At 36.2% G+C, this 26546-nt stretch carries 19 protein-coding genes; all 19 read right to left on the bottom strand.

Going from position 1 to position 26546, the window contains the following annotated elements; genetic code table 11:
* Window positions 1-52: 52 nt before the first annotated feature.
* The 19 genes from purD to RTY06_RS00645 all read right to left on the bottom strand — a co-directional run bounded on the left by purD (window position 53) and on the right by RTY06_RS00645 (window position 26539).
* Window positions 53-1291, bottom strand: coding sequence for a phosphoribosylamine--glycine ligase (gene purD, locus RTY06_RS00555; RefSeq protein WP_312822011.1), 1239 nt, complete (start codon window positions 1289-1291; stop codon window positions 53-55).
* Between the two features lie 183 nt (window positions 1292-1474).
* Window positions 1475-2191 (bottom strand): pirin family protein, encoded by a 717-nt coding sequence (locus RTY06_RS00560; RefSeq protein ID WP_312822013.1) that lies wholly within the window; start codon window positions 2189-2191, stop codon window positions 1475-1477.
* A gap of 200 nt (window positions 2192-2391) precedes the next feature.
* Window positions 2392-3660: a threonine ammonia-lyase IlvA gene (ilvA, locus tag RTY06_RS00565; protein WP_312822015.1), complete on the bottom strand. Its 1269-nt coding sequence runs from the start codon at window positions 3658-3660 to the stop codon at window positions 2392-2394.
* Between the two features lie 193 nt (window positions 3661-3853).
* Window positions 3854-5305 carry an ATP-binding cassette domain-containing protein gene (locus RTY06_RS00570; RefSeq protein ID WP_312822017.1) on the bottom strand — a complete coding sequence of 484 codons (1452 nt, stop codon included), beginning with the start codon at window positions 5303-5305 and terminating at the stop codon, window positions 3854-3856.
* A gap of 362 nt (window positions 5306-5667) precedes the next feature.
* A complete protein-coding gene (gene ilvC, locus RTY06_RS00575; RefSeq protein WP_312822019.1) occupies window positions 5668-7149 on the bottom strand; it encodes a ketol-acid reductoisomerase in 1482 nt (493 codons plus the stop codon).
* A gap of 103 nt (window positions 7150-7252) precedes the next feature.
* The gene (gene ilvN, locus RTY06_RS00580) at window positions 7253-7843 is read right to left on the bottom strand and encodes an acetolactate synthase small subunit (protein WP_312822021.1); all 591 of its coding nucleotides are present in this window, start codon (window positions 7841-7843) and stop codon (window positions 7253-7255) included.
* A 9-nt stretch (window positions 7844-7852) separates the two neighbouring features.
* On the bottom strand, window positions 7853-9592 hold the full coding sequence (gene ilvB, locus RTY06_RS00585) for a biosynthetic-type acetolactate synthase large subunit (protein ID WP_312822023.1): 1740 nt from the start codon (window positions 9590-9592) through the stop codon (window positions 7853-7855).
* 24 nt (window positions 9593-9616) lie between these two features.
* A complete protein-coding gene (ilvD, locus tag RTY06_RS00590; RefSeq protein WP_312822025.1) occupies window positions 9617-11302 on the bottom strand; it encodes a dihydroxy-acid dehydratase in 1686 nt (561 codons plus the stop codon).
* Window positions 11295-12197, bottom strand: a complete 903-nt coding sequence (gene ilvE, locus RTY06_RS00595) for a branched-chain-amino-acid transaminase (protein WP_312822027.1) — start codon at window positions 12195-12197, stop codon at window positions 11295-11297. Before ilvE ends, ilvD begins: the two co-directional genes overlap by 8 nt.
* A 418-nt stretch (window positions 12198-12615) precedes the next feature.
* Window positions 12616-14148 (bottom strand): DASS family sodium-coupled anion symporter, encoded by a 1533-nt coding sequence (locus RTY06_RS00600; protein ID WP_312822029.1) that lies wholly within the window; start codon window positions 14146-14148, stop codon window positions 12616-12618.
* Between the two features lie 219 nt (window positions 14149-14367).
* Entirely contained in the window at window positions 14368-15687 is a 1320-nt protein-coding gene (locus tag RTY06_RS00605) for an MFS transporter (RefSeq protein ID WP_312822031.1), read from the bottom strand.
* 4 nt (window positions 15688-15691) lie between these two features.
* Window positions 15692-16213: a nuclear transport factor 2 family protein gene (locus RTY06_RS00610; protein WP_312822033.1), complete on the bottom strand. Its 522-nt coding sequence runs from the start codon at window positions 16211-16213 to the stop codon at window positions 15692-15694.
* Between the two features lie 7 nt (window positions 16214-16220).
* On the bottom strand, window positions 16221-18068 hold the full coding sequence (locus RTY06_RS00615) for a glycoside hydrolase family 13 protein (RefSeq protein ID WP_312822035.1): 1848 nt from the start codon (window positions 18066-18068) through the stop codon (window positions 16221-16223).
* Between the two features lie 47 nt (window positions 18069-18115).
* On the bottom strand, window positions 18116-18943 hold the full coding sequence (locus RTY06_RS00620; protein WP_312822037.1) for a GLPGLI family protein: 828 nt from the start codon (window positions 18941-18943) through the stop codon (window positions 18116-18118).
* Between the two features lie 46 nt (window positions 18944-18989).
* Window positions 18990-19985, bottom strand: coding sequence for a bile acid:sodium symporter (locus tag RTY06_RS00625; RefSeq protein ID WP_312822039.1), 996 nt, complete (start codon window positions 19983-19985; stop codon window positions 18990-18992).
* A 191-nt stretch (window positions 19986-20176) separates the two neighbouring features.
* Window positions 20177-22333: a glycoside hydrolase family 97 protein gene (locus RTY06_RS00630; protein ID WP_312822041.1), complete on the bottom strand. Its 2157-nt coding sequence runs from the start codon at window positions 22331-22333 to the stop codon at window positions 20177-20179.
* A gap of 106 nt (window positions 22334-22439) precedes the next feature.
* The gene (locus RTY06_RS00635; protein WP_312822043.1) at window positions 22440-23843 is read right to left on the bottom strand and encodes a SusE domain-containing protein; all 1404 of its coding nucleotides are present in this window, start codon (window positions 23841-23843) and stop codon (window positions 22440-22442) included.
* A gap of 19 nt (window positions 23844-23862) precedes the next feature.
* Complete coding sequence (locus RTY06_RS00640) at window positions 23863-24957, bottom strand: SusE domain-containing protein (protein WP_312822045.1); 1095 nt, start codon at window positions 24955-24957, stop codon at window positions 23863-23865.
* Window positions 24958-24976: 19 nt separating this feature from the next.
* The gene (locus RTY06_RS00645; protein WP_312822047.1) at window positions 24977-26539 is read right to left on the bottom strand and encodes a RagB/SusD family nutrient uptake outer membrane protein; all 1563 of its coding nucleotides are present in this window, start codon (window positions 26537-26539) and stop codon (window positions 24977-24979) included.
* Window positions 26540-26546 lie beyond the last annotated feature (7 nt).

Raw genomic sequence — 26546 nt, forward strand, 5'->3', positions numbered from 1 at the left:
ATTAAGCTCCTAAAAAAAAAGAGACATTGGTCGCCCAACATCTCTCGTTATTTTAAAATTTCGCAATATCGTCTCGGAAAAATCCGTAGTCAAAGTCCACAATATTAGCGTCTTCGTAAACTTTCTTGCGAGCTTCCTCGAACGTGTCTCCAAGTGCTACCAGATTCAGAACTCGACCGCCTGTGGAAACTACTTTTTCTCCTCGGTAATCTGCACCTGCATAAAGCAATGTGCTGTTCTTAACTTTTTCAGCTCCTGTTATCTCATAGCCTGTTTCGTGATTCTGAGGATAACCTCCTGAACAAACCACCAAACAAACTGCTTTTTGATTTTTGAATTTCAATTCCAATTCTTTTCCGTGAAGACAATCCTCGATAACATCTACCAAATTGTTTTCTAAAAGTGGCAAAAGAACCTGAGTTTCCGGGTCACCTAATCTCATATTGTATTCCAACAGATAAGCGCCTTTTTCAGTCACCATCAATCCAAAGAAAATAAACCCTTTGAAGCTAAGACCTTCTGTTTTAAGACCTTGAACTGTTGGATTCAGAATATTATTAACGAAATCCTGGAAATGCTCGTCTTTGAATTCTGGACTTGGCGCCGCAGAACCCATTCCGCCAGTATTCAATCCTTTGTCTCCGTTTCCTACTTTTTTGTAATCTTTCGCAGGAATAAAAGGGAAAATCTTATCTCCGTTGGAAACCGCAATGATTGAAGCTTCGAAACCTTCTAAAAACTCTTCTATAATCACCTGAATCCCAGCATCGCCGAAAATTCTTTTAATCATAAAATCGTGAATCGTACCTTCTGCTTCTTCCAAATCTTCCGCAATCACTACACCTTTTCCACCAGCCAGACCGCTTGCTTTGATAACAATTGGGAATGTTTGGTTTTGAAGATATTCTTTGGCATCTGCATAAGAATCAAAAGTTACAGACTCAGCTGTTTTGATTCCATAAGTTTTCATAAACTTCTTAGAAAACGCTTTACTTCCTTCTAATGAAGCCGCTTTTTTTGCAGGACCAAAAACTTTGAGGTCAACTTTTTTGAACTCATCTACGATTCCTTCTACAAGAGGTGCTTCTGGACCGACAATCGTCAAATCCACTTTGTTCTTGATTGCAAAATCTCTAAGTACGATGATATCCGTCTCGTTGATATTTTCTCCTAATTTTTCAGTAGTAGCGTTTCCGGGTGCGAAAAACATCTTTGTAATTCTGCTGTCTTCACTTAGTTTAGTTGCTAGAGCTGAAGCACGACCACCGTTTCCTACAATAAGTAATCTCATCTGTAAAATATTAATGTTTTTTTATCAAATGAAACGCCAGAATATTGCTATTTCTGTAGACCCTTAGTCCTAAGTTTCACTTGTTCTCAGTTTTACTTTTTAAAGTGCCAAATTTAAGTTTTTTTGAGGACAAATCTTATACCTATTTTAATGTATTTTTCTTAAAAATTTATTAAAAAGTTTTTATTTCGGTAACACCATTGGAACTTCCATCAATAATATTTCTGAATTTTCTTCAGCTTCCAATACGAAACTTTCTGTATCCCAAATCCCGAAACCGTCTCTGTCATTAAGGATTTGGTCACCAATTTTTGCTTTTCCTTTGATAACGAAAACATAGACTCCGTTTCCTTCTTTTTTCATTTTATATTCTTTGGAAAATCCTTTATCAAATCTTGCTAAGTTGAACCAAGCATCCTGATGAATCCAAACGCCTGCATCATCTTGATTTGGTGAAAGAATCTGCTGAAAATCATTTTTGACTGAGTTTTCCTCAATGTTGATTTGGTCATATCTTGGCGTCACATCTGTTTTGTTTGGGATAATCCAAATTTGTAGAAACTTTACTGGTAGCTCAGTTGCATTTTCTTCACTGTGCATAATTCCAGTACCCGCAGACATTACTTGAATGTCTCCTTTTTTGATGATTCCAGAATTCCCCATATTATCGCCGTGTCTCAATTCGCCTTCCAAAGGAATCGAAATAATTTCCATATCGCGGTGCGGATGTCTCCCGAATCCCATTCCGCCTTCTACATAATCGTCATTCAACACTCTAAGAACGCCGAAATGTACTTTTTCTGGATTATGATAATTAGCAAAACTAAAAGAATGATGACTCTTCAACCAACCGTGATTAGCGTAACCTCTGCTGTCGGATTTATGATATACTGTTTTCATTTTAATTGATTTTAAAATTTAGGCTTTTTTATTAACACAAATTTCCAACTTTCAAAATCCTTATGCATTGATATACGGTAAGAACGAGAAACTCCGACGAGTGTCGGAGTTAGAAATATTTTAACACAAAGGCACAAAGATTTATTAGTTAATCTGGAGTTTTTAAGGCACAAGGATTTTTAACTTCGTTAAAATTTATTTTAAACAAGCATACTTAGCACATCAGGGTTATCATTGAGATAAGATTCAAAATAACCGAGGTTTTGCATTCTCTGTTTCAAACCATTGAAATCAGAAATATTGGAAAGCTCAATTCCGACGATTGCCAAAGCGGTTTCCCGTGAATTTTTTTTAGTGTATTCAAAATGCGTAATGTCGTCATTTTCGCCTAAAACATTGAGAACAAAATCTTTCAAAGAACCAGGACGCTGCGGAAATTTCACCATAAAATAATGTTTCAAACCATTGTAAAGCAAAGCACGCTCTTTGATTTCTTCCATTCTCGTAATGTCATTGTTGCTACCACTTACAATGCAAACCACGTTTTTCCCTTTAATCTGATTTCGATATTGTTCCAAAGCCGAAATAGATAAAGCCCCAGCTGGTTCCAAAACAATTGCATCTTTGTTATATAATTGAAGAATCGTGTCACAAATTTTCCCTTCATCCACAGGAATACAATCTGCAAGTGAATTTTTACAAATCTCAAAAGTCAAATCTCCTACCCTTTTCACCGCCGCTCCGTCAACAAAACCATCGACTTCTGAAAGCTCTGTATTAAGATTATTATCGATGGAAGTTCTCATAGAAGGCGCACCTTTTGGCTCAACTCCAATTAATTGAGTCTCTTTCGACAATTCTTTAAAAACTGTTGAAATTCCAGAAGCCAAGCCGCCACCGCCAATCGGAACGAAAACAAAATCAATAGTTTCTTTTTGTTGTTCTAAAATTTCCAAAGCTAAAGTTGCCTGTCCTTCGATAATCTGAACATCATCAAAAGGATGAATAAAAGCCGCTCCCGAAGTTTTTGCAAACTCCAAAGCCGCGTTTTTTGAAGCATCAAAAGTATCCCCAACCAACTTGATTTCGGCAAATTTTCCGCCAAACATTTCTACTTGTTCCAACTTTTGTTTTGGAGTCGTCACGGGCATAAAAATCGTTCCTTTGATTTGGAGTTGTTTACAGGAAAAAGCCACACCTTGCGCGTGATTTCCCGCACTGGCACAAACAATTCCTTGCGAAACTTTTTCTTCATTGAACAGACTTTTGATTTTATTGTAAGCGCCTCGTAATTTGTAAGACCTTACAGGTTGTAAATCCTCTCTTTTGAGGAAAATATTCGCTCCAAATTTTTCTGATAATCTCGCATTGTATTGCAAAGGCGTGTAATTCACGACATTTTCTATACTTTTTCGGGCTTCTTTAACCGCTTCCAAGGTTGGAAATATAAGCGTTTCGTTCATCTTCATTTATAATTTTTATTTTTTAAAACCACAAAAGTCACAAAAGATATTATTTTTCTTAAAGTTTAAATAGTTGAAAATAAGAAGCTCACAAAATGTTCATCATTTTCGACATTCTTTTTGTGAACTTTAAACACATCTTTTTAAAGCTTAAAAAAACTTTTGTGCCTTTTGACTTCGTCGAATCTACGATTTGTGGTCAAATCATTTCTTTAATTCTTGTTGTTCCGTTTTCCAGAACGAGTTTGTGACTGAGTTTTTTTGGTAATTGAGATTCAAAATGTCCAACATAAATCAACGATTGCCCCTGACTTGCCAAATCATCAATAACTTGATTAAAATATTTAGTCTGCTCATTATCCATTCCCTGACAAGGTTCATCCAGAATCAGGAGTTTTGGTTTTTTAATCAATGTTCTTGCAAGCAAAGCCAAACGTTGTTTTCCTAAAGGAAGTGTGCTCAACTTTTTGTTTTTATCATCTTTTAAATCGAAGAAATATAGAATCTGTTCCAACTTTTGTTGCTGGTCAAAACTTAGTTTCTGATACAAACTCATCGAATCAAAAAAACCGGAAGCAATGGTTTGTCCAACATTCGCATTCATATCAAAATACCAATGCAATTCGGGCGAAATCATTCCGATTTTTTCTTTGATATCCCAAATACTTTCACCACTTCCCCGCTTTTGTCCGAAAAGATGAATTTCATTGGCATAAGCTTGCGGATGGTCGCCATTTAACAAACTCAACAATGTAGATTTTCCCGAACCGTTATGTCCTTGCAAGAGCCATTGTTCTCCGGAATTAACTTTCCAATCGATGTTTTTCAAGACTTTCTTTTCACCATAAGAAATATTGATATTTTCCAGTTTGATAAGACTTTCCTGTTCGTTTTTCTGATTATTTTGCAAGAAAAAAGGAAGCGATTTCGGAATTCTTTCTTCGCCTTTTGAAAAGTCTTTTGGAGAATTTCTATGAACTAATTTTCCATTTTCTATTTCAACAAAATACTGAATACTTTCAGGAAATTCCTCATCATTATTAATTAAAATCAAAGTGACATTTTCCTGAATCAAATCATCAAAAGCCTGATTCAAAAACTGTCTCGATTTGACATCTAAACCTGTGTAAGGCTGGTCTATAATCAAAACTTGAGGTTTTAACCAAAGTGCTTTCAGTAATTGCAATTTCTTGTGTTCGCCACTCGACAATTCTATTAATTGCTGATTTTTAAAATTTTCAAATCCAAAAGGTTCTAAATACAATTCTAATAGTCGTAAATCCAGATTTTCTTCTTTTCCAAAATGAATCAGTTCTGCAAAAACAGTTAGTGTATCATTTTTGGCAAATTGATTATATCGTTGCTGATAATAAAAATTGCGGTCGCCTTCGAGGTTTCTGAATTGAAACCAATTGGAAACATACAAAACTTTCTTTGGCAATTCTGAATTTTCATTAAAATTGACCTCAACTTTCCCTTCGAAATTCTTGATTTCTCCAGAAATAATTTTGGCTAAAGTTGTTTTTCCGCTTCCGCTCAATCCGCCTAACATCCAACATTCTCCGGAAGATATTTCCCAGTTTAAATTTTCCAATATTGGTTTGTTATATTGGAAATTGAGGTTTGAAATTTGGATGATTGGGGTTGACATTTTTATTTTTTGAATCAATTTTGAACGCAAAGGGCGCAAAGGTTTTTATAATCTTATTGAAAATATTTTAAGGTTCACAAATCAAAGATTCATCGATTCCTTTAAAATCAATAAATGTATTGAGATAAAGGCGCTTCGCTCTGCAAAGAATAAACATTCAATTTGTCATTCCGCAGGAAACTCAGCATTTATAAACCAATTCGCTAGGTTTTCTATGGAATGACAAAATTTGAATTTTTGGACAACTTTTCTTTTACACTGAATCTGCAACCCGACTTGAGCGGAAATCCTTTTTACGCAACGAAGTGGAGTGAAAAGATTGGGAGCGGAAGGCGGATTAAGTTGCCCAAATCATTATTATTTTAAACTGTTTTGATGGATTTCATCGCCGTCATTGCCTGACGAAGTTTTCTGCCAACAATTTCTACCGGATGATTTCTCAAAACATCGTTCACGTGAACCAATTGAGCATTGTCAACCGAAGCGTCTTTGCCTTCATTAAAATCTTTTCCAACCAATTCTGTATCCACCGATTTCATAAAATCTGCCAACAAAGGTTTGCAAGCTTGGTCGAAAAGATAACAGCCGTATTCTGCCGTGTCAGAAATTACACGATTCATCTCAAACAGTTTTTTTCTTGCGATGGTGTTGGCAATCAAAGGCGTTTCGTGAAGAGATTCATAGTAAGCAGATTCTGGTTTAATTCCAGCTTCAACCATTGTTTCGAAAGCCAATTCAACGCCCGCTCGGATGAACGCCGACATCAAAAGATAATTGTCAAAATATTCCTGTTCATCGATTTTCACATCACCTGCAGGCGTTTTTTCGAAAGCGGTTTCACCTGTTTCTGCTCTCCATTTCAATAAGTTTGCGTCGCCATTTGCCCAGTCTTCCATCATTGTTTTGGAGAATTCTCCCGAGATAATATCATCCTGATGTTTTTGGAAAAGTGGACGCATAATGTCTTTCAATTCCTCTGAAAGTTCAAATGCTTTTAGTTTTGCAGGATTGGAAAGTCTGTCCAACATTCCACTTACACCGCCGTGTTTCAAGGCTTCTGTGATGACCTCAACACCGTATTGAACCAACTTGGAAGCGTAACCTGCATCAATACCTTTTTCTACCATTTTATCGAATGAAAGAATAGAACCCGTTTGTAAAAGTCCGCACAAAATAGTTTGCTCTCCCATCAAATCTGATTTAACTTCTGCAACGAAAGAAGATTTCAAAACACCCGCTTTGTGACCACCCGTTCCCACGCAGTAGGCTTTTGCTTCTGCCCAGCCTTTTCCCTGAGGATCATTTTCTGGGTGAACGGCAATAAGCGTGGGAACACCGAAACCACGAAGATATTCGGCTCTAACTTCTGAACCCGGGCATTTTGGTGCCACCATAATTACCGTCAAATCTTTACGGATTTGCATCCCTTCTTCAACAATATTAAACCCGTGAGAATAAGATAAGGTCGCACCCTGTTTCATTAATGGTTGAACCGCATTAATCACAGAAGTATGTTGTTTGTCGGGCGTTAAATTAATCACCAAATCTGCTGTAGGAATGAGCTCTTCATAAGTTCCGACTTTGAAATTATTTTCGGTTGCGTTTTTCCAGGAATCTCTCTTTTGATCGATTGCTTCCTGACGTAATGCGTAGGAAACATCCAATCCGCTGTCTCTAAGATTCAGACCCTGATTCAGACCTTGAGCTCCGCATCCTACAACCACGATTTTCTTTCCTCTCAACGCAGAAACGCCATCAGAAAACTCTGAACTGTCCATAAATTCCGCCTGTCCTAACTGATGCAACTGGTCTCTGAGTGATAAGGTATTGAAATAATTTGCCATATTTTTAAGTAAAAAGTAAAAAGTATGAAGTAAAAAGTATTACTTAACTTTTTAGTGATTAATATTGTTTTTGATTTTGAATTTTGAATTTTGAATTTGAAAATTACATTGTGAAGACATCGTCGCGTTTGTCGAGGTATTCGTTTTCCACAATTTCGGGAGAAGGTTCTCTTTTTTCAAATTCAAGGACTTTTTCGTGGATTCCTGCGCTGTTTTTAATGATTGCGATTCTTGCTCCACGGACAAATTCGATGAGTCCGTATTTGTTGAGTTCTTCTGTTAATCGGTCGATTTCTTCACGATGTCCTGCTGTTTCAAAAACAATATAATCTTCCCGAATAACAACCGTAGATGCACCATATTGGCGGAGTAAACGTTCTACGTAAACTTTTTCTGTTACTACTTTTGTAGGCACTTTGTAAAGTGCCTGTTCCTGCCAGACAATCTCATCATCGGTATTGAAATAAGCTTTCAGAATATCAATTTGTTTTTCTAATTGACTGCAAAGTTTTCTTACAACCTCTTCGGTTTCATTAATAAGAATTGTGAATCTGTGAATACCTTCCACCTCAGAAGGAGATGTATTCAAACTCTCGATATTGATTTTTCTTCGTGAAAAAATCCCTGAAATTCTGCCGATTAATCCAACCGAATTTTCTGTGTATAATGTGATGGTAAATTCTTGTTTTTCCATTTTCTTCTTTTATTTAAGTCTGATTTCTGAAACCGAAGTTCCTTGTGCTACCATTGGAAAAACGTTATTTTCTTTCCCAACCATTACTTCCAAAAGATAAGCGCCATCGTGATTTATCATTGTCTCCAAAGCAGTCTTCAGGTCTTTTCTTTCAGATATTTTTTGTCCGTCGATGTAATAACCTTTTGCAACTGCTACGAAATCAGGACTTGTAATGTTCACAAAAGAGTAACGTCTGTCGTGGAACAACTGCTGCCATTGTCTTACCATCCCAAGGAATTCGTTATTGAGAATCAAAATTTTAACCTTTGCTCCAAACTGCATAATCGTTCCCAATTCCTGCAATGTCATTTGAAATCCGCCATCACCAATAATTGCGACAACCGTTTTTTCAGGTGCGCCATACCAAGCTCCAATCGCTGCAGGCAAACCAAATCCCATTGTTCCCAATCCTCCTGATGTTACGCTGGATTTAGAGTTATTGAAATTCGCATATCGACAAGCAACCATTTGATGCTGACCGACATCGGTTGTGATGATGGCGTCGCCATTTGTCAATTCATTTAGAACTTTGATAACCTCTCCCATTGTCATTACATCGGTTGTTGGATTAAGTTCATTTTGAATGACTTCTTTGATTTCTTCTTTTTCTAATTCTCGGAATTTTTCCAACCAAGCTGAATGGTCATTTTCTTTAAGAAGTGCCGTCAACATTGGTAAAGTTTTCTTACAATTTCCCCAAACAGGAACTGTCGTCTTCACATTTTTATCGATTTCGGCAGGGTCAATATCAAGATGAATTATTTTTGCTTGTTTCGCATATTTGTCCAAACGACCTGTAACTCTGTCATCGAAACGCATTCCTACAGCAATCAAGACATCGCATTCGTTGGTCATTACGTTTGGTGCATAATTACCGTGCATTCCCAACATTCCGACGTGTAGCTTGTGATTGGTTGGAAGCGCACTCAACCCCATTACTGTAGCTCCAGCAGGAAGATTAACTTTTTCAATAAAAGCTTTGAACTCTTCCTCGGCTTTTCCTAGAATCACACCTTGTCCAAACAGAACAAATGGTTTTTTTGCCTGATTAATCAATACTGCGGCTTGCTCGATATATTCGTTTCGGATTTCTGGTTCCGGACGATAACTTCTAATATGATTACACTTTTTATAGCCTAAATATTCGAATAATTGTAATTGAGCATTTTTGGTAATATCAATTAAAACCGGGCCTGGACGACCTGTGCTTGCAATATGAAAAGCTTTCGCAATAGCTTCGGGAATTTCTGTTGCATCGGTAACCTGATAATTCCATTTTGTAACTGGTGTTGTAATATTGATAACATCAGTTTCCTGAAAAGCATCGGTTCCCAAAAGCGAGGCAAAAACCTGACCTGTAATACAGACAATCGGGTTGCTGTCTATCATCGCATCTGCCAAACCTGTTACCAAATTGGTTGCACCAGGACCACTGGTTGCAAATACAACTCCGGTTTTTCCGGAAGTTCTCGCAAATCCCTGCGCAGCGTGAATCGCACCTTGCTCGTGACGAACCAAAATATGTTTCAGTTTTTCGGAATAGTCATACAATGCATCATAAATCGGCATAATTGCTCCACCGGGATAACCGAAAATCGTATCAACATTTTCCTGTAACAGAGCTTCTAAAACAGCTTTTGAACCGGAGATTTCTACCGCTTTCTGCTGTTCTGCATCTTTATTTTCCTTTACTTCAAGCGTACTCATATTATTTTCAATTTTACTTTTTAATTATAAATCGGTTACACAACCTTGTGAGGCGTCTGCCACAGATTTGGCGTATTTGTACAACACGCCACTTTTCACTTTGTATTCGGGTTGTTGGAACTCGGCTTTTCTTTTAGTAATTTCTTCGTGTGACAACAATGCGTTGATAGTATTTTTTTCGGCATCCAATTCAATCACGTCGCCATCTTTAATTAATCCAATCAATCCTCCGGAAAAAGCTTCAGGTGTTATATGACCAACGACGAAACCGTGTGTTCCTCCTGAGAATCTTCCGTCTGTAATCAAGGCAACATTTTTACCTAAACCTGAACCCATCAAAGCAGAAGTTGGTTTCAACATTTCCGGCATTCCGGGTGCGCCTTTTGGACCTTCGTTTTTAATAACCACAACATTTCCTTCCTGAATTTTTTTGTCTTCGATGCCTTTGATAAATTCTTTTTCGCCGTCAAAAACTATTGCTGTACCTTTGAAATATGCGCCTTCTTTTCCTGTAATTTTTGCAACAGAACCTTTTTCTGCAAGATTTCCGTACATAATTCTGATGTGACCGGTTTCTTTGATTGGATTTTTGATATCGTGAATGATATTTTGCTGTCTGTCGATAATTGAAGTCACGTGTTCTAAGTTTTCCGCAATGGTTTTTCCGGTAACCGTTAAACAATCGCCGTGAAGCAAGCCTAAATCCAACAAATATTTCATTACCGCAGGAACTCCACCTACTTTGTGAAGGTCTTCCATCAAGTATTTTCCGCTTGGTTTAAGGTCGGCTAAAAATGGTGTTTCATCACTGATTTTTTGGAAATCATCCAAAGTCAAATCGTATCCGATGGATTTTGCAATGGCAATAAAATGAAGAACTGCATTGGTACTTCCACCCAAAATCATAATCAGTCTTAAAGCATTTTCGAAAGCTTTTGGCGTCATAATATCAGATGGTTTGATATTTTTTTCGAGAAGAATTTTAACGTAATGACCTGCAAACTGACATTCTTCTTTTTTCTCTTTACTAAGTGCGGGATATGATGAAGAATAAGGCAAGCTCATTCCCAGAGCTTCAATTGCAGAAGCCATTGTATTAGCTGTATACATACCTCCACACGCGCCTGCGCTTGGACAGGAATTTTGAATCACACCTTGAAAATCTTCTTCAGAAATTTTACCTGCAATTTTGTTTCCTAGCGCTTCGAAAGCAGAAACGATATTCAAATCTTCACCTTTGTAATGTCCAGGTGCAATACTTCCTCCATAAACCATTATCGAAGGTCGGTCAAGACGCGCCATCGCCATCAGAGAACCAGGCATATTTTTGTCACAACCCGGAACTGTAATTAATCCATCGTAATATTGTCCCGCACAAACCGCTTCGATGGAATCTGCAATGATGTCGCGACTGACAAGTGAATAACGCATTCCGTCGGTTCCGTTGGTCATTCCGTCACTGATTCCGATGGTATGGAACATTAATCCAACTAAGTTTTGTTCCTTGACTCCTTTTTTTACAATTTCAGCCAAACCATTTAGGTGCATATTACAAGTATTTCCGTCGTAGCCCATACTTGCAATTCCAATCTGTGCTTTGTCGAAATCTTCTTTTTGAAATCCAATCCCATAAAACATCGCCTGAGTTGCAGGTTGAGTCGGGTCTTTCGTGAGTGTTTTGGAATATTTATTAAGTTCTACGTTACACATATTGTAAGTCTGATTTTAAATAAGAGTAATCTTCTTCTAACACGAGATGGCGATAAGCTGTCTGAATTTTTGATGATAAACTTTCTTCCCAATTCAGTTTGAAAGAAATGTTATCCAAAGAATCCAATGCTACAATTTCAGCTGCTGTTCCACAGAAAAATCCTGCATCTGCGCCGTGCATTTCTTCAGGATTGAAGAATTTTTCTTCGTAAGGAATTCCAAGATTTTCGCAGATTTCAAAAACTGTAGCTCTGGTAATTCCGGGAAGTATGCTACCTTTTGCCGGTGTGAAAAGTTTTCCACCTTTTTCGAAGAAGATATTGGCTCCTGAACTTTCTGCTACATTTCCATCGGCATCCAAAACCAATGCTTCATCAAAACCTTTATCTTTCGCTTCCTGACAAGCCAAAATGGAGTTAACATAATGACCGCTTACTTTTGCTTCTACTTTAAACGCTTTCGGGTTTGGACGTTCAAATGACGACGTCATAATTCTCATTTTGTTGGCCATATAACCGTTGTCCCAATTCCAAACTTCGATTACGAGATAACTTTTTTGACCTTTTGATAAAGCCATATTTGGAGAACAAATGACCAATGGACGAATGTATGCGTTACTTAAATTATTAATTTCCAAAAGCTTGTAGGTTTCTTCCACCATTTCTTCGGTAGAATAATCGAAAGGCATCATCATTGTTTCGGCAGATTTTCTTAATCTGTCATAATGTTCCTCTGCTTTGAAAATCTTAGTTCCATTGGCTGTTTTGTAAGATTTAATTCCTTCGAAAACAGCATATCCGTAGTGTAACGATTGACCATACAAGTCGGTCTTGGCTTCTTTTGCTTTCATATATTCCCCATCAAAGAAGAGAACACTGTCGTCATTGTAATACATTTTGTATCGGTTTTATATTTTATTAAATATTTTGTTTTTAAATAAAAAAACCATCCTCGTGATGAGAATGGTCTGTATTATTTCAATTTCAAAAACTATCACAAGCCATCACTCACCACCGGAATCCGATAATGACAAGAATGACAATAATAATTATTGAGTTATGCATCTGTTTGTTTTGAACGGTACAAATGTATAAACTAATTTCAATAAATCTTGATGTTTTCATGAAAAATTCTTTTTAACACTATCAAAAATTTACAAAATTTTGATTTTTATACGATATTCATTAAAATAAAAAACAGTCATAAAGTATTGATTTTCAATTTGTGGAAGCTTGAGAAATTACGATGTCTAAAAGTTCATCAATCATTAGATCAAATCATGAAAATTAAAAATAGAAAACAAAAAAATCAATTTAATAGTACCCTAAGACTTTCCACCACAAAAATCCAACAACTGTAAATACGATCATGTTAACAACACTCATGATGAAACCAGCTTTCCACCATTCTCCCATGCTTACAAAACCGCTACCGAAAATTATTGGCGAGGTTCCCGTTGCATAGTGGGTTAAACTCATCATCAACGTAGAAGCACCTGCCATCATCAAATAAAATGGAATAAGTAAAGCAGGTTCTACCACTTTTACTCCTACCATTAAAAATGCTAAAAACATGGCCGATACGTGGGCTGTTGTGCTGGCAAAAAAGTAATGTGAGTACAAAAACACCAACACTAAAATAAAAAACACGGCTAAACTATTAAGATGCATGGTAATTAGCCAACCCTGAAAACTATCCGAAAACCAAGAAATAACCCCATGCTTGTTGAGTTCTCCTGCCATCATAACAAGCGCACCAAACCAAATTAGCGTATCCCAAGCACTTTTTTGAGCCAAAATCTCATCCCAAGTGAGAATCCCCGTAAGAATTAGTAACGTTAAACCAATTAAAGCAACTGTCGTTGGATTGAAAGAAAACATGCTTCCCAACAGCATCCCAGGAACGTCTGCCCACAGCAAAAGCAAAAGGATAAAGATGCTAATCATGATTTTTTCGTTAAGAGAAATAGGTCCTAAATCATGCATTTTGGATTTGGCAAATTTTTGCGCATCTGGCGTTACTTTAATTTCTGGTGGGAAAATTTTGTATAAAACCAAAGGCATCAACATCATGGCAACAAAAGCAGGTAGAAAGAGGGAAAGTGCCCAAGTTCCCCAAGTAAGATGAAACGAGGTTCCTGCCACCTGATTAATATATTCCAAAGCAAGTGGATTAGGCGCTGTTGCAGTGACAAACATCGCAGAGGAAATAGGATTAGCGTGATAATTAACCAAAGCTAAATATTTTCCTATTTTATTTTCAGTTTTTGTTTCGGGATCACTACCAAAAGCAAGCGCAATAGATTTCATTATTGGATGGATAATAGCACCACCTCGGGCTGTATTACTAGGCGTAAGAGGAGCTAAAATAGTTTCGCAAAAAGCAAGCGCATAACCAATCCCCAAGGAACGTTTTCCAAAAAGAGTAATGAAAAAATAGCCAATTCTTTCGCCTAAGTGCGTTTTGATAATCCCCCGGGAAAGAATCACCGCGATCACAATAAGCCATATAAGATCATTTGAAAAACTTGCAAGAGTGGCTTGAATCGCCTCTTTTACTCCAACGGGAACCAATTCTCCATCTGGTCCCTTTACCGGCGTAGAAGCTCTGAGAACCGCAACAAGACACATCCCAATAACAGACACAACGCCCACGGAAGAAGTCTTGGTAATAATAGCAACAATAGATGCAACAAAAATTGCCAGCATCAACCATGCTTTGCTTGTAAGCGATTCTGGATGAGGAATCAATAAAATAATAACAAAAGTTGCAAAGGAAATTATCGCTGGAATAAGACGGAACGGTAATTTGAAATTTCCAAATCGGGTAAGTTCATGGTTTTCCATTTTACTAATTTTTTTTAATCGGATTGTATTTTACTTTAAAAAACTACATCAAAATTAAGACTATAAAATGATGCATAAAAAATTATCTAACCCATATAAATCATTTAAAAACAATCTAAAAAATGTTTATATTATAGAGTCAATTATAAGAAAAACAAAAAAATCCACCGAAATTGGTGGATTTTAAATTTATCTTTTGTGATAATTTTGGTCTTATAATTAATCAATTGTTTTCTTATCCTTAATAATAAAAACACTGAATGCACCTAAAACAAGCAATGCTCCAGCGATTCCCAACATTGCAATAGAACTTTCCATCGCGATAGTTTTAAATATAACACCGCCTAAAACTGCTGCAACAATCTGAGGCAAACAAATCGTTCCATTGAATAATCCTAGATAAGCGCCCATATTATTTCCCTTCAAAGCGTTGGTCAATAATGTAAATGGTAAAGCTAAAATAGCTGCCCAAGCACATCCAATCAATAAATAAGGAACGAAAAGCAGATATTGGTCGTGAATAAACATTGTTGAGATAAAACCAACTGCACCTAAAATTAAACTAACAAAATAAGCCATTTTATAAGACTTAAACTGAGGAATCACCAAAGCCCAAATCAAAGAACCAATGGCCTGAACTGCAAACACAACACCAACCCAGTTGCCTGCTTCCTGATATGCTGCGGATTTGACATCTGTTGTATTCCAAACTGTTTCGGCAATTCCTGCATTGGTGTAAGTCCACATATACATAAACGCCGCCCAGCTGAAAAACTGAACTAAACCTACCGACCAAAATGCTGATGGCGCTTTTGCTAATAACTGGAAAACATTGGTTGATTTTTTAGTTTCAGGAGCGCCTTCTATTCCGTGGAATTCGGCATATTCTTTCGGAGGCATTTCTTTGACTTTGAAAATCGTGTACAACACACAACCAATAAGGATTGCTGCTCCTACATAGAAAGAGTAAATCACAGAATCTGGCACTACACCCGAATCTGCGACATTTGAAATCCCAATCCAAGTAAAAATAATCGGGAAAAGATAACCAACTAAACTTCCTGCATTACATAGGAAACTCTGGATAGAATAAGCTTTTCCTTTCTGTTTCTCGTTTACCATATCTCCCACCATCATTTTGAATGGCTGCATTGCCATATTGATGGACGTGTCCAAAAGCATCAATGCAATCAATCCAAAAATCATTGCTGCAGAAACTGCTAGTTTGAAGCTTCCTGCATTGGGAAGTAAACACATTACAATCACCGAAATGATAGAACCAATCAATAAATAAGGAACTCTACGCCCCAATTTCGTCCAAGTTTTATCACTCATTACGCCAACAATTGGCTGGACAAGCATTCCCATCAAAGGTGGTAAAATCCAGAAGTAACTGAGGTTATGCGGATCTGCACCCAAAGTTGCAAAAATCCTACTGATATTGGCACTTTGCAAAGAATAAGCAATCTGAACTCCGAAAAATCCAAAACTGATATTCCATAGTTGAGAGAAAGGTAAATCTCTTTTATTTAAATTCATTTTTTTAGTTGTTTTTTAATTTCTGGATGAGAGCATCCTCGATTGGTGTTTTGATTTTGGTGACTTCATCTATCACTTCATTTGGGATAGTTGCGGAAAGAACGTATTGTTTGATTTTCCATTTTCCACCAATTTTCTGAAGAACACCCGAACCTCTGCAGATTTTCATCTGTGTATCAAGAACCTCATCGAACCAAGCATAATTTCCGTCTTTGCTGAAATAGATATTTCGTTTCAGGGATTTGAAATTCCAAGTTGTTTTTTTGTCAAAATAAGGTTTTGCCCAATCTTTGAACTCTTGTTTTTGCCAAACTTCCGTTGCATCTGTTCCGATGTATTGAGATTCTTCGGCAAAACAATCGAAGTATTTTTCGAAGTCAGCATTGGCAGCCAACGTATTGAGGTCATCCAACAATTTGTTGATATTCTTTTTCTGAACATTTTCGTAAAAGCCTTTCTTTTGAGCAGAAAGTGGAATCGAAAAGATTAAAAATGATAGTAGGACAATGGAAATTATTTTTTTCATTTTAATTTTATTTCAGTTCTAAAATTAATGAAGATTTTGCAGGAACAGACAAATTAGTTTTCAAATCAAAATCTTTATCAGAAACGATGTCTTTTCCTTTTGTGAAATCTTTCAAACCTTCAGAAAAACGTTTCAAATCTAAGTTTTGAGTTTCCTTGTTGTTATTAATTACAACCATTACTCTTTTGCTATCTGTGTATCGGAAATAAACATAAACGTTGTTATTCGGGATGTAATGCAAAGTTTTTCCGGAGTGAACTGCTTCGTTTGTTTTTCTCCAATTCAGCAATTTTTTGGTATAATCGAAATATTCGTTTTGAGAAGCTGTTCTTCCAGATTTTGTGAAAGCATTATTTGAATCTCCAGCCCAGCCGCCTGGGAAATCTTTACGAATCTCGCCATCGCCACCGTTGTTTTTGTCGCCAGCCATTCCGATTTCAGAACCGTAATACAATTGAGGAATTCCTCGAACTGTCAGAATCAAACTCATTGCTAATTTATAATCTTCGATTTTCGGATAGATTTGATTGAATCTATTCGTGTCGTGATTCTCAGCAAAAACCAAAATATTATTGATATCAGGATAAAGGAAATCATTAGTAAAATTCCCATAAACTCTCTGCATTCCCGAATTCCAACCCGGCTCTTCTTTGAAAGCCTGACCAATGGCATCATAAAGTGAAAAATCCATTACGGATGGCAAGTAAGAATTAAAGTTTTCTATTGCGCCAATTTTAGAATCTTTCTGCCAATAAGCCATATGAGCGGGATCTTGCATCCAGACTTCTCCCACGATATTGAATTTTGGATATTCGTCGGTGATTCGTTTTGTCCAATCTGCAATTCCTTTTTTGTCATTGTAAGAATAAGTATCCACACGGAAACCGTCCAAACCCGCATATTCTATCCACCAAATCGCATTCTGCGCCATATAAGTCACAACCATCGGATTGCTCTGATTCATATCCGGCATTGTAGTATCAAACCAGCCGTCCATACAAGCCGCTTCATCCACTTTGGCTGCATTGATATCAAACTGCGTTGTCATTCTGTAATTGCTTCTCTGGAAACCATTTTCCTGTCCTTCCCAATAATGGATCCAATCTTTCGAAGGCAAATCTTTGATAATCCAGCTTTTTGAACCCCAATGATTGGTCACATAATCCATCACAAGTTTCATTTTTCTTTTGTGAAGTTCGTCCGCCAAGTTTTTATAATCATCATTGGTTCCGTAACGAGGGTCTATTTTGTAGTAATCACTTTGCGCATAACCGTGGTATGAAAAACCAGGTTCGTTATCTTCTAACAAAGGTGTGTTCCAAACCGTTGTAATTCCTAATTCCTGAAGATAATCCAAGTTCTTTACAATCCCGGCAATATCTCCACCGTGACGTCCTCCTGTTTTGGTCCTGTCTGCTTTTTCCGCTGTGTCTGGCGTATTATCATTTTTAGGATTACCGTTCGCAAATCTGTCAGGCATTATCAGATACATTACATCAGAAGATGTGTAAGAATCTCTGTTAGCCGAGTTTTGTTGTCTTTGCTTGAATTCGTAATCGATGGTTTTAACGGTTTTGTTTCCGTTTTTGAAATTCAGTTTTGCTTTTTGTGGCTGAACTCCGTTGGTGTCGATTGTTACGAAAAGATAGTTCGGATTTTCAACTTTTATGACTTCTTTGATTTTGATTCCGTTTGAGAATTCAGGTTGAAGATTTTGGATATCTTTTCCATAAACTAACAGTTGTAGTTCAGGATTTTTCATTCCGCTCCACCAAAATGCAGGTTCTACTTTCTGAACTTGAGAATAGTAAATAGAAGAAAATACGATGGAAGAAATCGTGAATATTTTTTTCATAAGGTTAATTTTTAAGGTCTATATATTAATAATGGTCTTTTTAAAAATTAAGGATAATGAATCGCATTATCTAATTCAATTGGGTTATAATATTTTTTGATTCGTTTTTGTTGTATGAGTGTCACTTCTCTTATATTATCCGGCGTTACAATAGTTCCGTCATCTAAAGCAAGTTTATTTTCTGAGGTGATTTCTATTCTTCCATTTTTAGCATATGCCAAGGGGTCTTCATAAAAATTGAGTTTAAATTTTTTATACTTAGCTTCATCCAAAAATAAGGATCTAGGAAATATATTTTGAAAAAAGTCTATGGAATTGGTTTTGGAATAATTTCTCGAATTAACCAACTTAAAAGAATAATTGTGACGTTCATCCTCCAAGATTACAATAAGTCCAGGCAATCCGTGAAATTTTTGAGGACCTTCGGAAAAAGGTATTTCTTTTGCGAACCAAGCTGTCCATTTTCTTCCGCCCCAATTACTGACTGCTTTTTGAATCTCAAGATTACCTAACTTCTTTTTTTCATCAGTAAGAGTCCAACTTTGTTCAGGCTCTGATGCTCTTTTAATTACATCCCAACCGATAAACTCATAATCTTCGAAAAGTTTTGTTCCTTTTTTATGAAGAACAATATTATTCATATTTGGAGCAGGAAATCCTCCATTAGGATTGGATTTTATAATAGAATCTGATTCAAAAAAAGTTCTATCATAAAACAAAGTTTCTTTGGGATTAATATCCAAATGATAATATTCTTTAGTAAGATTATTCTCTGTAGAATCTTTTTTGTAATTCACTTCATAGATGAAACGATGCGTCTGTGAAAATCCAAAAATGAAAATAAAAAAAGTCAGAAGTGTCATTATTTTATTCATATAATCACTTTTAAAATGAATTATTAATTCCAAATATTTGTCAATATCAAACTACTTCAGCATCTGGTCTTTTTGCAATTTTATTAGCTAGCCAACTTACGTAGAATAATTGAAAACTATGGTAAATCATTACTGGTAACAGAAACAAAACTTTCTGGTCATCCGGAATTCCTAAAACCAAAAGAAACAAACTCCCGTGAACTAAGGATTTCTTTGAGCCGCAGAAGGTTGTCGTGATGACATCTTTCTTTTTAAAATTCAGTTTTTCTGCTATGAATTTTAAGATATAATAGGTTGCAAAAAACAAAAAGACCGCACTAAAAGCCAATGCAACAAACACAAATGAAGGCACGGCTACAAAAATGTTCTCAATAAATGCAGTTGAAAAACTTTCGTAAACAATGAGCAAAATAATCAGTCTGTCAAATTCTGAAATGATGTTTGCATATTTTGTCACCCATTTTTTGAAGATTGGATTGAGAATAATTCCTAAAATAATTGGCAATAAAACTTTGAGTAGCAACTGTTGAATAATCTCGGATTGATTGCCGGATTCTCCGTTAGCTGTAAGGAAAAAACTCATCAAAAGTGGCGTCATCACAATCCCTATAATTCCGGAAATTGAAGCATTGAAAATGGCCGAAGTGACATTTCCTTTTGCAATAGAAACCATTACAACGGATGATGAAACTGTAGAAGGCAAACTTGCTAAAAAGAAAACCGAAAGCCAAATATTATAATACGATGTATCTTTCAAGAAAGGATAAAACATCAATGTCAACAAAGGAAAAATAACAAATGTTCCCGACTGAATCAGCAAATGCAGTTTCCAGTTGGAGACATCTTTTATAACTTCTTTGAGATTGAGTTTCAATCCATACAACAGAAAAATTCCCGCAATTCCCCAATCTATAAATCCCGCAAGATTAAAATACTGATTGTAAGACTCGTGGAAAGGAATAACTTTGGCCAAGATGACCATAGAAATTAGTAAAAAGAGAAATGTGTTTTGTTTGTTGAAAATCTTGGAAATCCAATTCATTTTTGGTTGATGGTTGAGCGTTGATAGTTGATAGTGTTAAACTAAATAAACACTTTGTCAAAGCATCACATCTTTGACAAAGTGTTGTTTGTATTGAGAAACCCATAGCCCCGATAGTAGCGGCATCCTTTTTCTTTTTTGCAAAAAAAGAAAAAGATATAGCGGATAGCGGGATTAAGCTCCTAAAAAATTTATTTAACAGGCTTCACAGAAATAGCGTAACCACCACTTCTTACCAAATGAACTGGCAATTTTGTTTTGTTAGTAATGGTCTTTTTGTAAATATGATAACTCTGTGGATTGTTCACATAATCTGCATCTTTTCCATCTTCGTAAATGGTCGCTTCATATTTTCTACCTTTGTCCAAGAAAGAAAAATCTACTGTGAAATCTCTTGCATTCTCATCGGTGATCCCTCCAACAAACCAGTTATCGGTTCCTTTAGCTTTTCTCGCGGTGTGAACATATTCACCCGGTTCTGCGGAAAGGATTTTGGTGTCGTCCCAATCTGCTGCTACATCCTTGATAAACTGGAAAGCATCCATATGTTTTGCGTAATTTTCTGGTAAATCAGCTGCCATCTGCAATGGCATATACATCGTTACATATAGTGCAAGTTGCTTTGTCAAAGTGGTCTGAACAAATCTCTTATCGCCTGGGAAATAGTAGTCTAACTTGGTTTGAAAAATCCCCGGCGTGTAATCCATAGAACCGCCCATCCATCTTGTGAAAGGAAGAATCGTCTGATGGTCTGGCTTGTTTCCTCCGAAAGCTTCGTATTCTGTTCCACGAGCTGCTTCTGCTGAAATCCAGTTTGGATATGTTCTACTTTCTCCTCCCGGACGAACCGCTTCGTGGGAATTGACCATCAATTTATAATCATTCGCTTTTTCTGCAATTCTGTAATAATGGTTGATAGTCCATTGGGAATAATGATGCTCTCCTCTTGGAATGATGTCGCCAACATAACCGGTTTTTACCGATTTGTAACCGTACTTGTGCATCAATTGAAAAGCTTTGTCAGCCCATCTTTCATAGTTGGTTGCTGAACCCGAAGTCTCGTGGTGCATAATCAAATCAACTCCTTTTGAATGCGCATACTCATTCAACATTTTGATATCAAAATCTGGGTAAGGCGTGATAAAATCAAAAACAAACTCTTTGGAATGTCCAAACCAATCTTCCCAACCTATGTTCCAACCTTCGATTAACAAACCTTGGAAACCGTTTGCCGAAGCAAAGTCTATGTATTCTTTAACTTTGGTATTGTTGGCAGCGTGCTTTCCGTTGGGTGTTAATTTTGAAAAATCAGTTTTTCCGATGTGAACATTTTCTGCTGTAGAATATGCCCATTGAGATTTTCCGATAATCATTTCCCACCAAACGCCCATATATTTGGTTGGTTTGATGTAAGAAGTGTCTTTATATTTTGTAGGTTCGTTTAGGTTGAACATCATTTTAGAATCCATTACCACTTCTGCTTTTGGTGAAATAATAATTGTTCTCCAAGGTGTTACAGAAGGCGTTTGGATGTAACCTTTCGCACCTTGTCTGTCGGTTGTTAAATGCGTTTTGAATTTGAAATTCTGTGCATCAACTTCCAAATGTGAAGCTGGATAATCCAAAACTGCCGCTTCACCAACGTTAACATACAAAGGTTCTTTACCTTCTTTTTTGAGCATCAAAGGTGACTGAACTGCATTTTTCACAAGTGTTTGAGAAGCATTAGAATCAAAAGCTTTTGACCATTTAGTCGGAATTTCGGAAATTTTTGTGGTTTGGTATTGATATTCCTGAGAATCATAATCGGCAACAATCCACCAAGCTTTCATATCAGTTGGAAAGTCGATTTCTGAATCCTCTTCTCTGATTACGAAATAATTAAGATTTTTTTGTTGAGGAAATTCATATCTGAATCCTAATCCATCATTGAACAATCTGAATTTGACAACGATGCTTCTATCAGAAGAAGTTTGATTAAGTGTTAAAGCTAACTCGTTGTAATTGTTGATATAGTTTTTCTTTTCTCCAAGAATTGGTTGCCAAGTTTCATTTTTTGAATCTCTTTTTTCGGCTGTTTTTGTGAAGCCGTTATTGAGGTCAAAACTTGCATCTTCTGGTTTTGCAATCTCGGAAGCAAACTTGATAGAAGAATCTTTGAAAAGTCTTAATCCTAATTTAGAATCTTCTACAACTACGTTTCCGTTATATTTCAGATTATAAACAGGAACTCCGTTTTTCAGCTGGAAATTCATCTCGAATTTTCCGTCCGGAGACTTTAGACTTTGAGCATAAACTCCGTTAAACATCATAGTAAGCAAAGCTGCTCCAATGGTGAATTTTTTCATTTTTTTCTAAGGTTTATATATTGGTTACAAGATAATAAAAATTGTGCTCGTCAAGCAAAAAAATAACCAACTTTTACGTTGGTTATTCTTTATTAAATATGATTTATTACAGTTTAATCAAAACATAATCTCCTGAGTAATCATTGAAATAGATATTATAGGTTCCAGCCGTTACAGGAATATTTGCACCTCCTAAACTAGCTGTACCAAAATCTGCATCAGCACTTCCCCAATTTACATCCCAAGCATCATTGGCTCTGAATTTTAGTTCACCATTGGTAAGTGTTACATTTGTAATGTACCAAACATGAGGATCAAAAGTAGATTTTACCATTGCTGTACTTGAGTTCCAAGCATTAGGAGTAGCATCTCCGATAATTCCTACCGTTGGATATGTGATTGTAGGAGGAGAAACAGGCTCTAATGTATAAGTCAAAGTAGCAACATTTGCTGTGAATTTATAATAACCAGATTCAGCAACATTGATATTTCCAGAACCTCCATCAGCACTTAACGTTCCTGCTGATGCCCCTGCTCCATATTGCGTATCCCAGCTGCCTTTTACTTTAATTAATTTAAATCCTCCAGCTTTGAAATATCCTATATAAGTATAAGATGCATTGATATTATGATTCCCTAACAATGGATACATATTGTCATTTGTAGCAAGATTATCCCAACCACCTGCTGTAGCATCTCCTACTAAATATAAATTAACAAATTCTACTTTGTAAGGTGTCACCTTAGCAGTAGAAACTGCGGATTTCAACTCAATAGCTGGTGTTGAAAAATTGGTTATTGCAGTCACTCTAAAATCAAATTCATCTTCTTGATTAGCCACTCCTCCTGCATTTAAAGCTGCAGTGTTTAAATCTTTGTTGCTAACTTCCAAGGATTTCACATTGGTAACTTCTCCTAAAGATAGGAATGTTGCACCTCCTTTTTTAGCAATTTCTACTTTGTAAACTACATCAGATCCATAATTGGTATAGTCTGTCCAAGTAACAGTGGTTGCAATAGCTAACTGATCTGCAGAATTAAGCGTAAGTACACTTCCACTTGTAGGAGCTGTAATAACGGGACCATCTAAAGGATAAACAGTAACTCCAAAATTAATAGTATTAGAAACTTCTGAACCTTTTTCTATTCTAACATAAACAGTTTGAGATGTAAATGGAGAAAAACCTATTTGTAACAATTTGGTATTAAGCTCTCCAATTGTTGTTGTAAAAGTTGTTTCATTTGATTTTCCTAACTCTGTTTTTGAAGCAAAATCCTCGGTAGCAGATAAAACCACTGAATATTCTCCAGCACCTGCAGACTCCCAAGTCAAAGTGAATGGATTGGATTCCATTGTTTTATACAACACATTATTTGCACCCAAAGATGTATCAGCAAGGGTAAAACTAGCTTCAGGAGTTGTCCAATCTCTGTCTGCATCATTATCACAAGCAATGAATATCGCTGAAAGAATTAATGACGCCAGAAAAAATTTAAATATATTTTTCATGATTTTTTTTAATTAAAAATTAATCAATAGGAATAAGTGTATAATTACCGCTTACGTCGTTGAAATAAACATCGTATTTCCAATCTGCTGATACCGGAATGTCTGCACCGTTGCTGGTTGCTACGCCAAAAAATTCAGCGTTAGTTCCCCAGTTCACATCCCAAGCATTATTAGCTCTGAATTTAAACACACCCGTTTTCAAACTAACTCCTGTAGCAATCCACAAGTGTGAATCAAAAGTAGATTTGGTAAGTTGTATATCTGTGTCTCCTGTTGCTGTTCCATATAGAGAAACAACATCATAAGTTGCAACGGGATTATCAATTTTCACCAAAGTATAAGTAAGATTGTTTGTGTCAACAGTCAACTTATAATATCCTTCTGAAGGTACAGTAATGTTGCCAGATCCTCCATCAGAACTTAGTTGACCATCTACAGTTCCTTTTCCGAATTGAGCATCCCAAGAACCTTTTACTAGAATCATCTTAAAGCCAACATCAGTCCCAGTTTTGAATAAACCAGTATGCGTATAAACACCTACTGTAGAGGTTTTAAGAAGCGGCAACAAAGAACTATTTGTCAACAAGTTATCCCAATTTCCAATAGCTGCACTTCCGATTAAGAATAGATCTGTATAATCATAATCTGGTTTTGCTATATATGGTGTAATAGTAAGCGCCGTAACATTAGAAAACTGAGACAAACTATTATCTCCAACAAAAGACTTTACTCTAAAGTACATTTTTTGTGCAACATCCGGAACCAAGCCCACTTTTTTCGCTGCGTTATTCATCTCAAGCGTTGTAAATGTCGCTACAGTTTGAGATTGTGTTGTATTAGCCAAAACCTCTGAGGTTTCAAACGTTTCCGTGGCACTCATTTGCAATTCGTACTTAACTTCTACAGGCACAGTATAGGTAGCAGATGACCAATTAATTGTTAAAGCAGGATTTGAAGGAAAGTTTGAATCCAGAATCAAATCATTTTTAGATAAATCAATAATTACAGATGAAGTTTGATTATCAATGTTCACAATCTCACGATCCTCACAGGACGTGATTCCTAAAAACAACCCGACTGCAAGAAAAAAGTGTTTGAATATATTATTTTTCATTGTTGTTAAAATTAATGGATTAATAACCAGGATTTTGTTTCAGGTTTGGATTCACAACCAAATCATTATTGGGAATTGGGAAAAGATTTCTGTATTCTCCAACGGATGTTCCATCTTTTACATTTCCTTTCCATGGCCATAGGTAAGCTGCTGTTGTAAACTTACCAAAACGAATAAGATCAGATCTTCTTGTCATTTCCCAAGATAACTCTCTAGATCTTTCATCAAGAATAAAATCTAAATTAAGTGATGAGATAGATGAAGCTTTTGCTCTAGCTCTAATAGCATTAACATAACCTAAAGCTGTACTCATACTACCACCGCCACCTCTAACAACAGCCTCTGCATACATTAGATAAACATCTGCTAGCCTATATATTGGCAAATCCGTATCTACAAAATTATCATGCACTCCTGCAGCTCCTGTACTACTAATATTTTTGTACTTGATGAATGCATAACCATCATTGAAGTTTCCTAAATCGTTAATTTCTAATGTTTGTCCATCTTTATAGAAGCGACCTCTTAAATCAGTGTTTTCAAATTTGTTTACAAAAGCTTTGGTAGTTCTAAGACCTCCCCAGCCTCCATTTACACCAAAATCTTGAGGATCCATAGTACCACCAATAGCTGCATGTACAAGATAGGTAGTACCACCATTTGTTTGTGTATATGTTCCTTCGTAAACGACTGAAAATATGTTCTCCGGATTATTAACATTATTATCTGTTAAGAATAGATTAGCATATGTTGTATTTAGAGAATAACCAGCAGCAATTACTTTATCACAGTAAGTAATTACATCACTGTTTCTTTGTGTTCCTGTATAAACTTGTGCATTAAGATATAACCTTGCTAATAATGTCCAAGCTGCTGCTTTATCTACTCTACCATATTCATTAGAACGAGCCGCTTTTAATTCTGACTCTGCAGCAAGCAACTCTGATTCAACATAATTAAATAAATCTGAACGGTTAATTTGTTTAGGAACGGTTCCAAAAGTTGTTTCGTCTACAAAAGGAACATTACCATACATATCTAATAGGTGAAAATAAGCTTGAGCTCTTAAAAATCTTGCTTCTGCACGCATCGTTTTTGCTTCATCTACATTAGATCCAGTAATACCATTGCTAGAGAGCATCTCGTCTGTAGTATTTTTTATAAACTCATTACAATAAGCAACTTCTGTATATAATCTATAATACATTGCATTATTGAATTCGTTAGCAGGAGTCCAAATCATTTTATGAAACTCGTGAAGTGTACCATCATTCCATCCAATAACAGCTTCGTCTGTCGTAATCTCGTTTAACGTAAAAAGCAAACGCATGTAGTTTGAGAATCCACCATCAATATCAGCAATATCTCCATTACCATCACCTCCAGATTGTCCTCCCACTGCAAGACCTCCATATAACTTTGCTAATAAGCCTTTATATTTTGAGAAATCTTTATATAAACTAGCAGAAGTTACATCTGTTATTGGCTCTTGTTTTAGGTCATCTGTACAAGATTGTATTGTAAAAGAAGCCCCTAAAAATACTAATGCCAATGATATATTTTTTATTCTAAATTTTTTCATTATTACC

Source organism: Epilithonimonas sp. (assembly GCF_032055105.1).
Classification (GTDB): domain Bacteria; phylum Bacteroidota; class Bacteroidia; order Flavobacteriales; family Weeksellaceae; genus Epilithonimonas.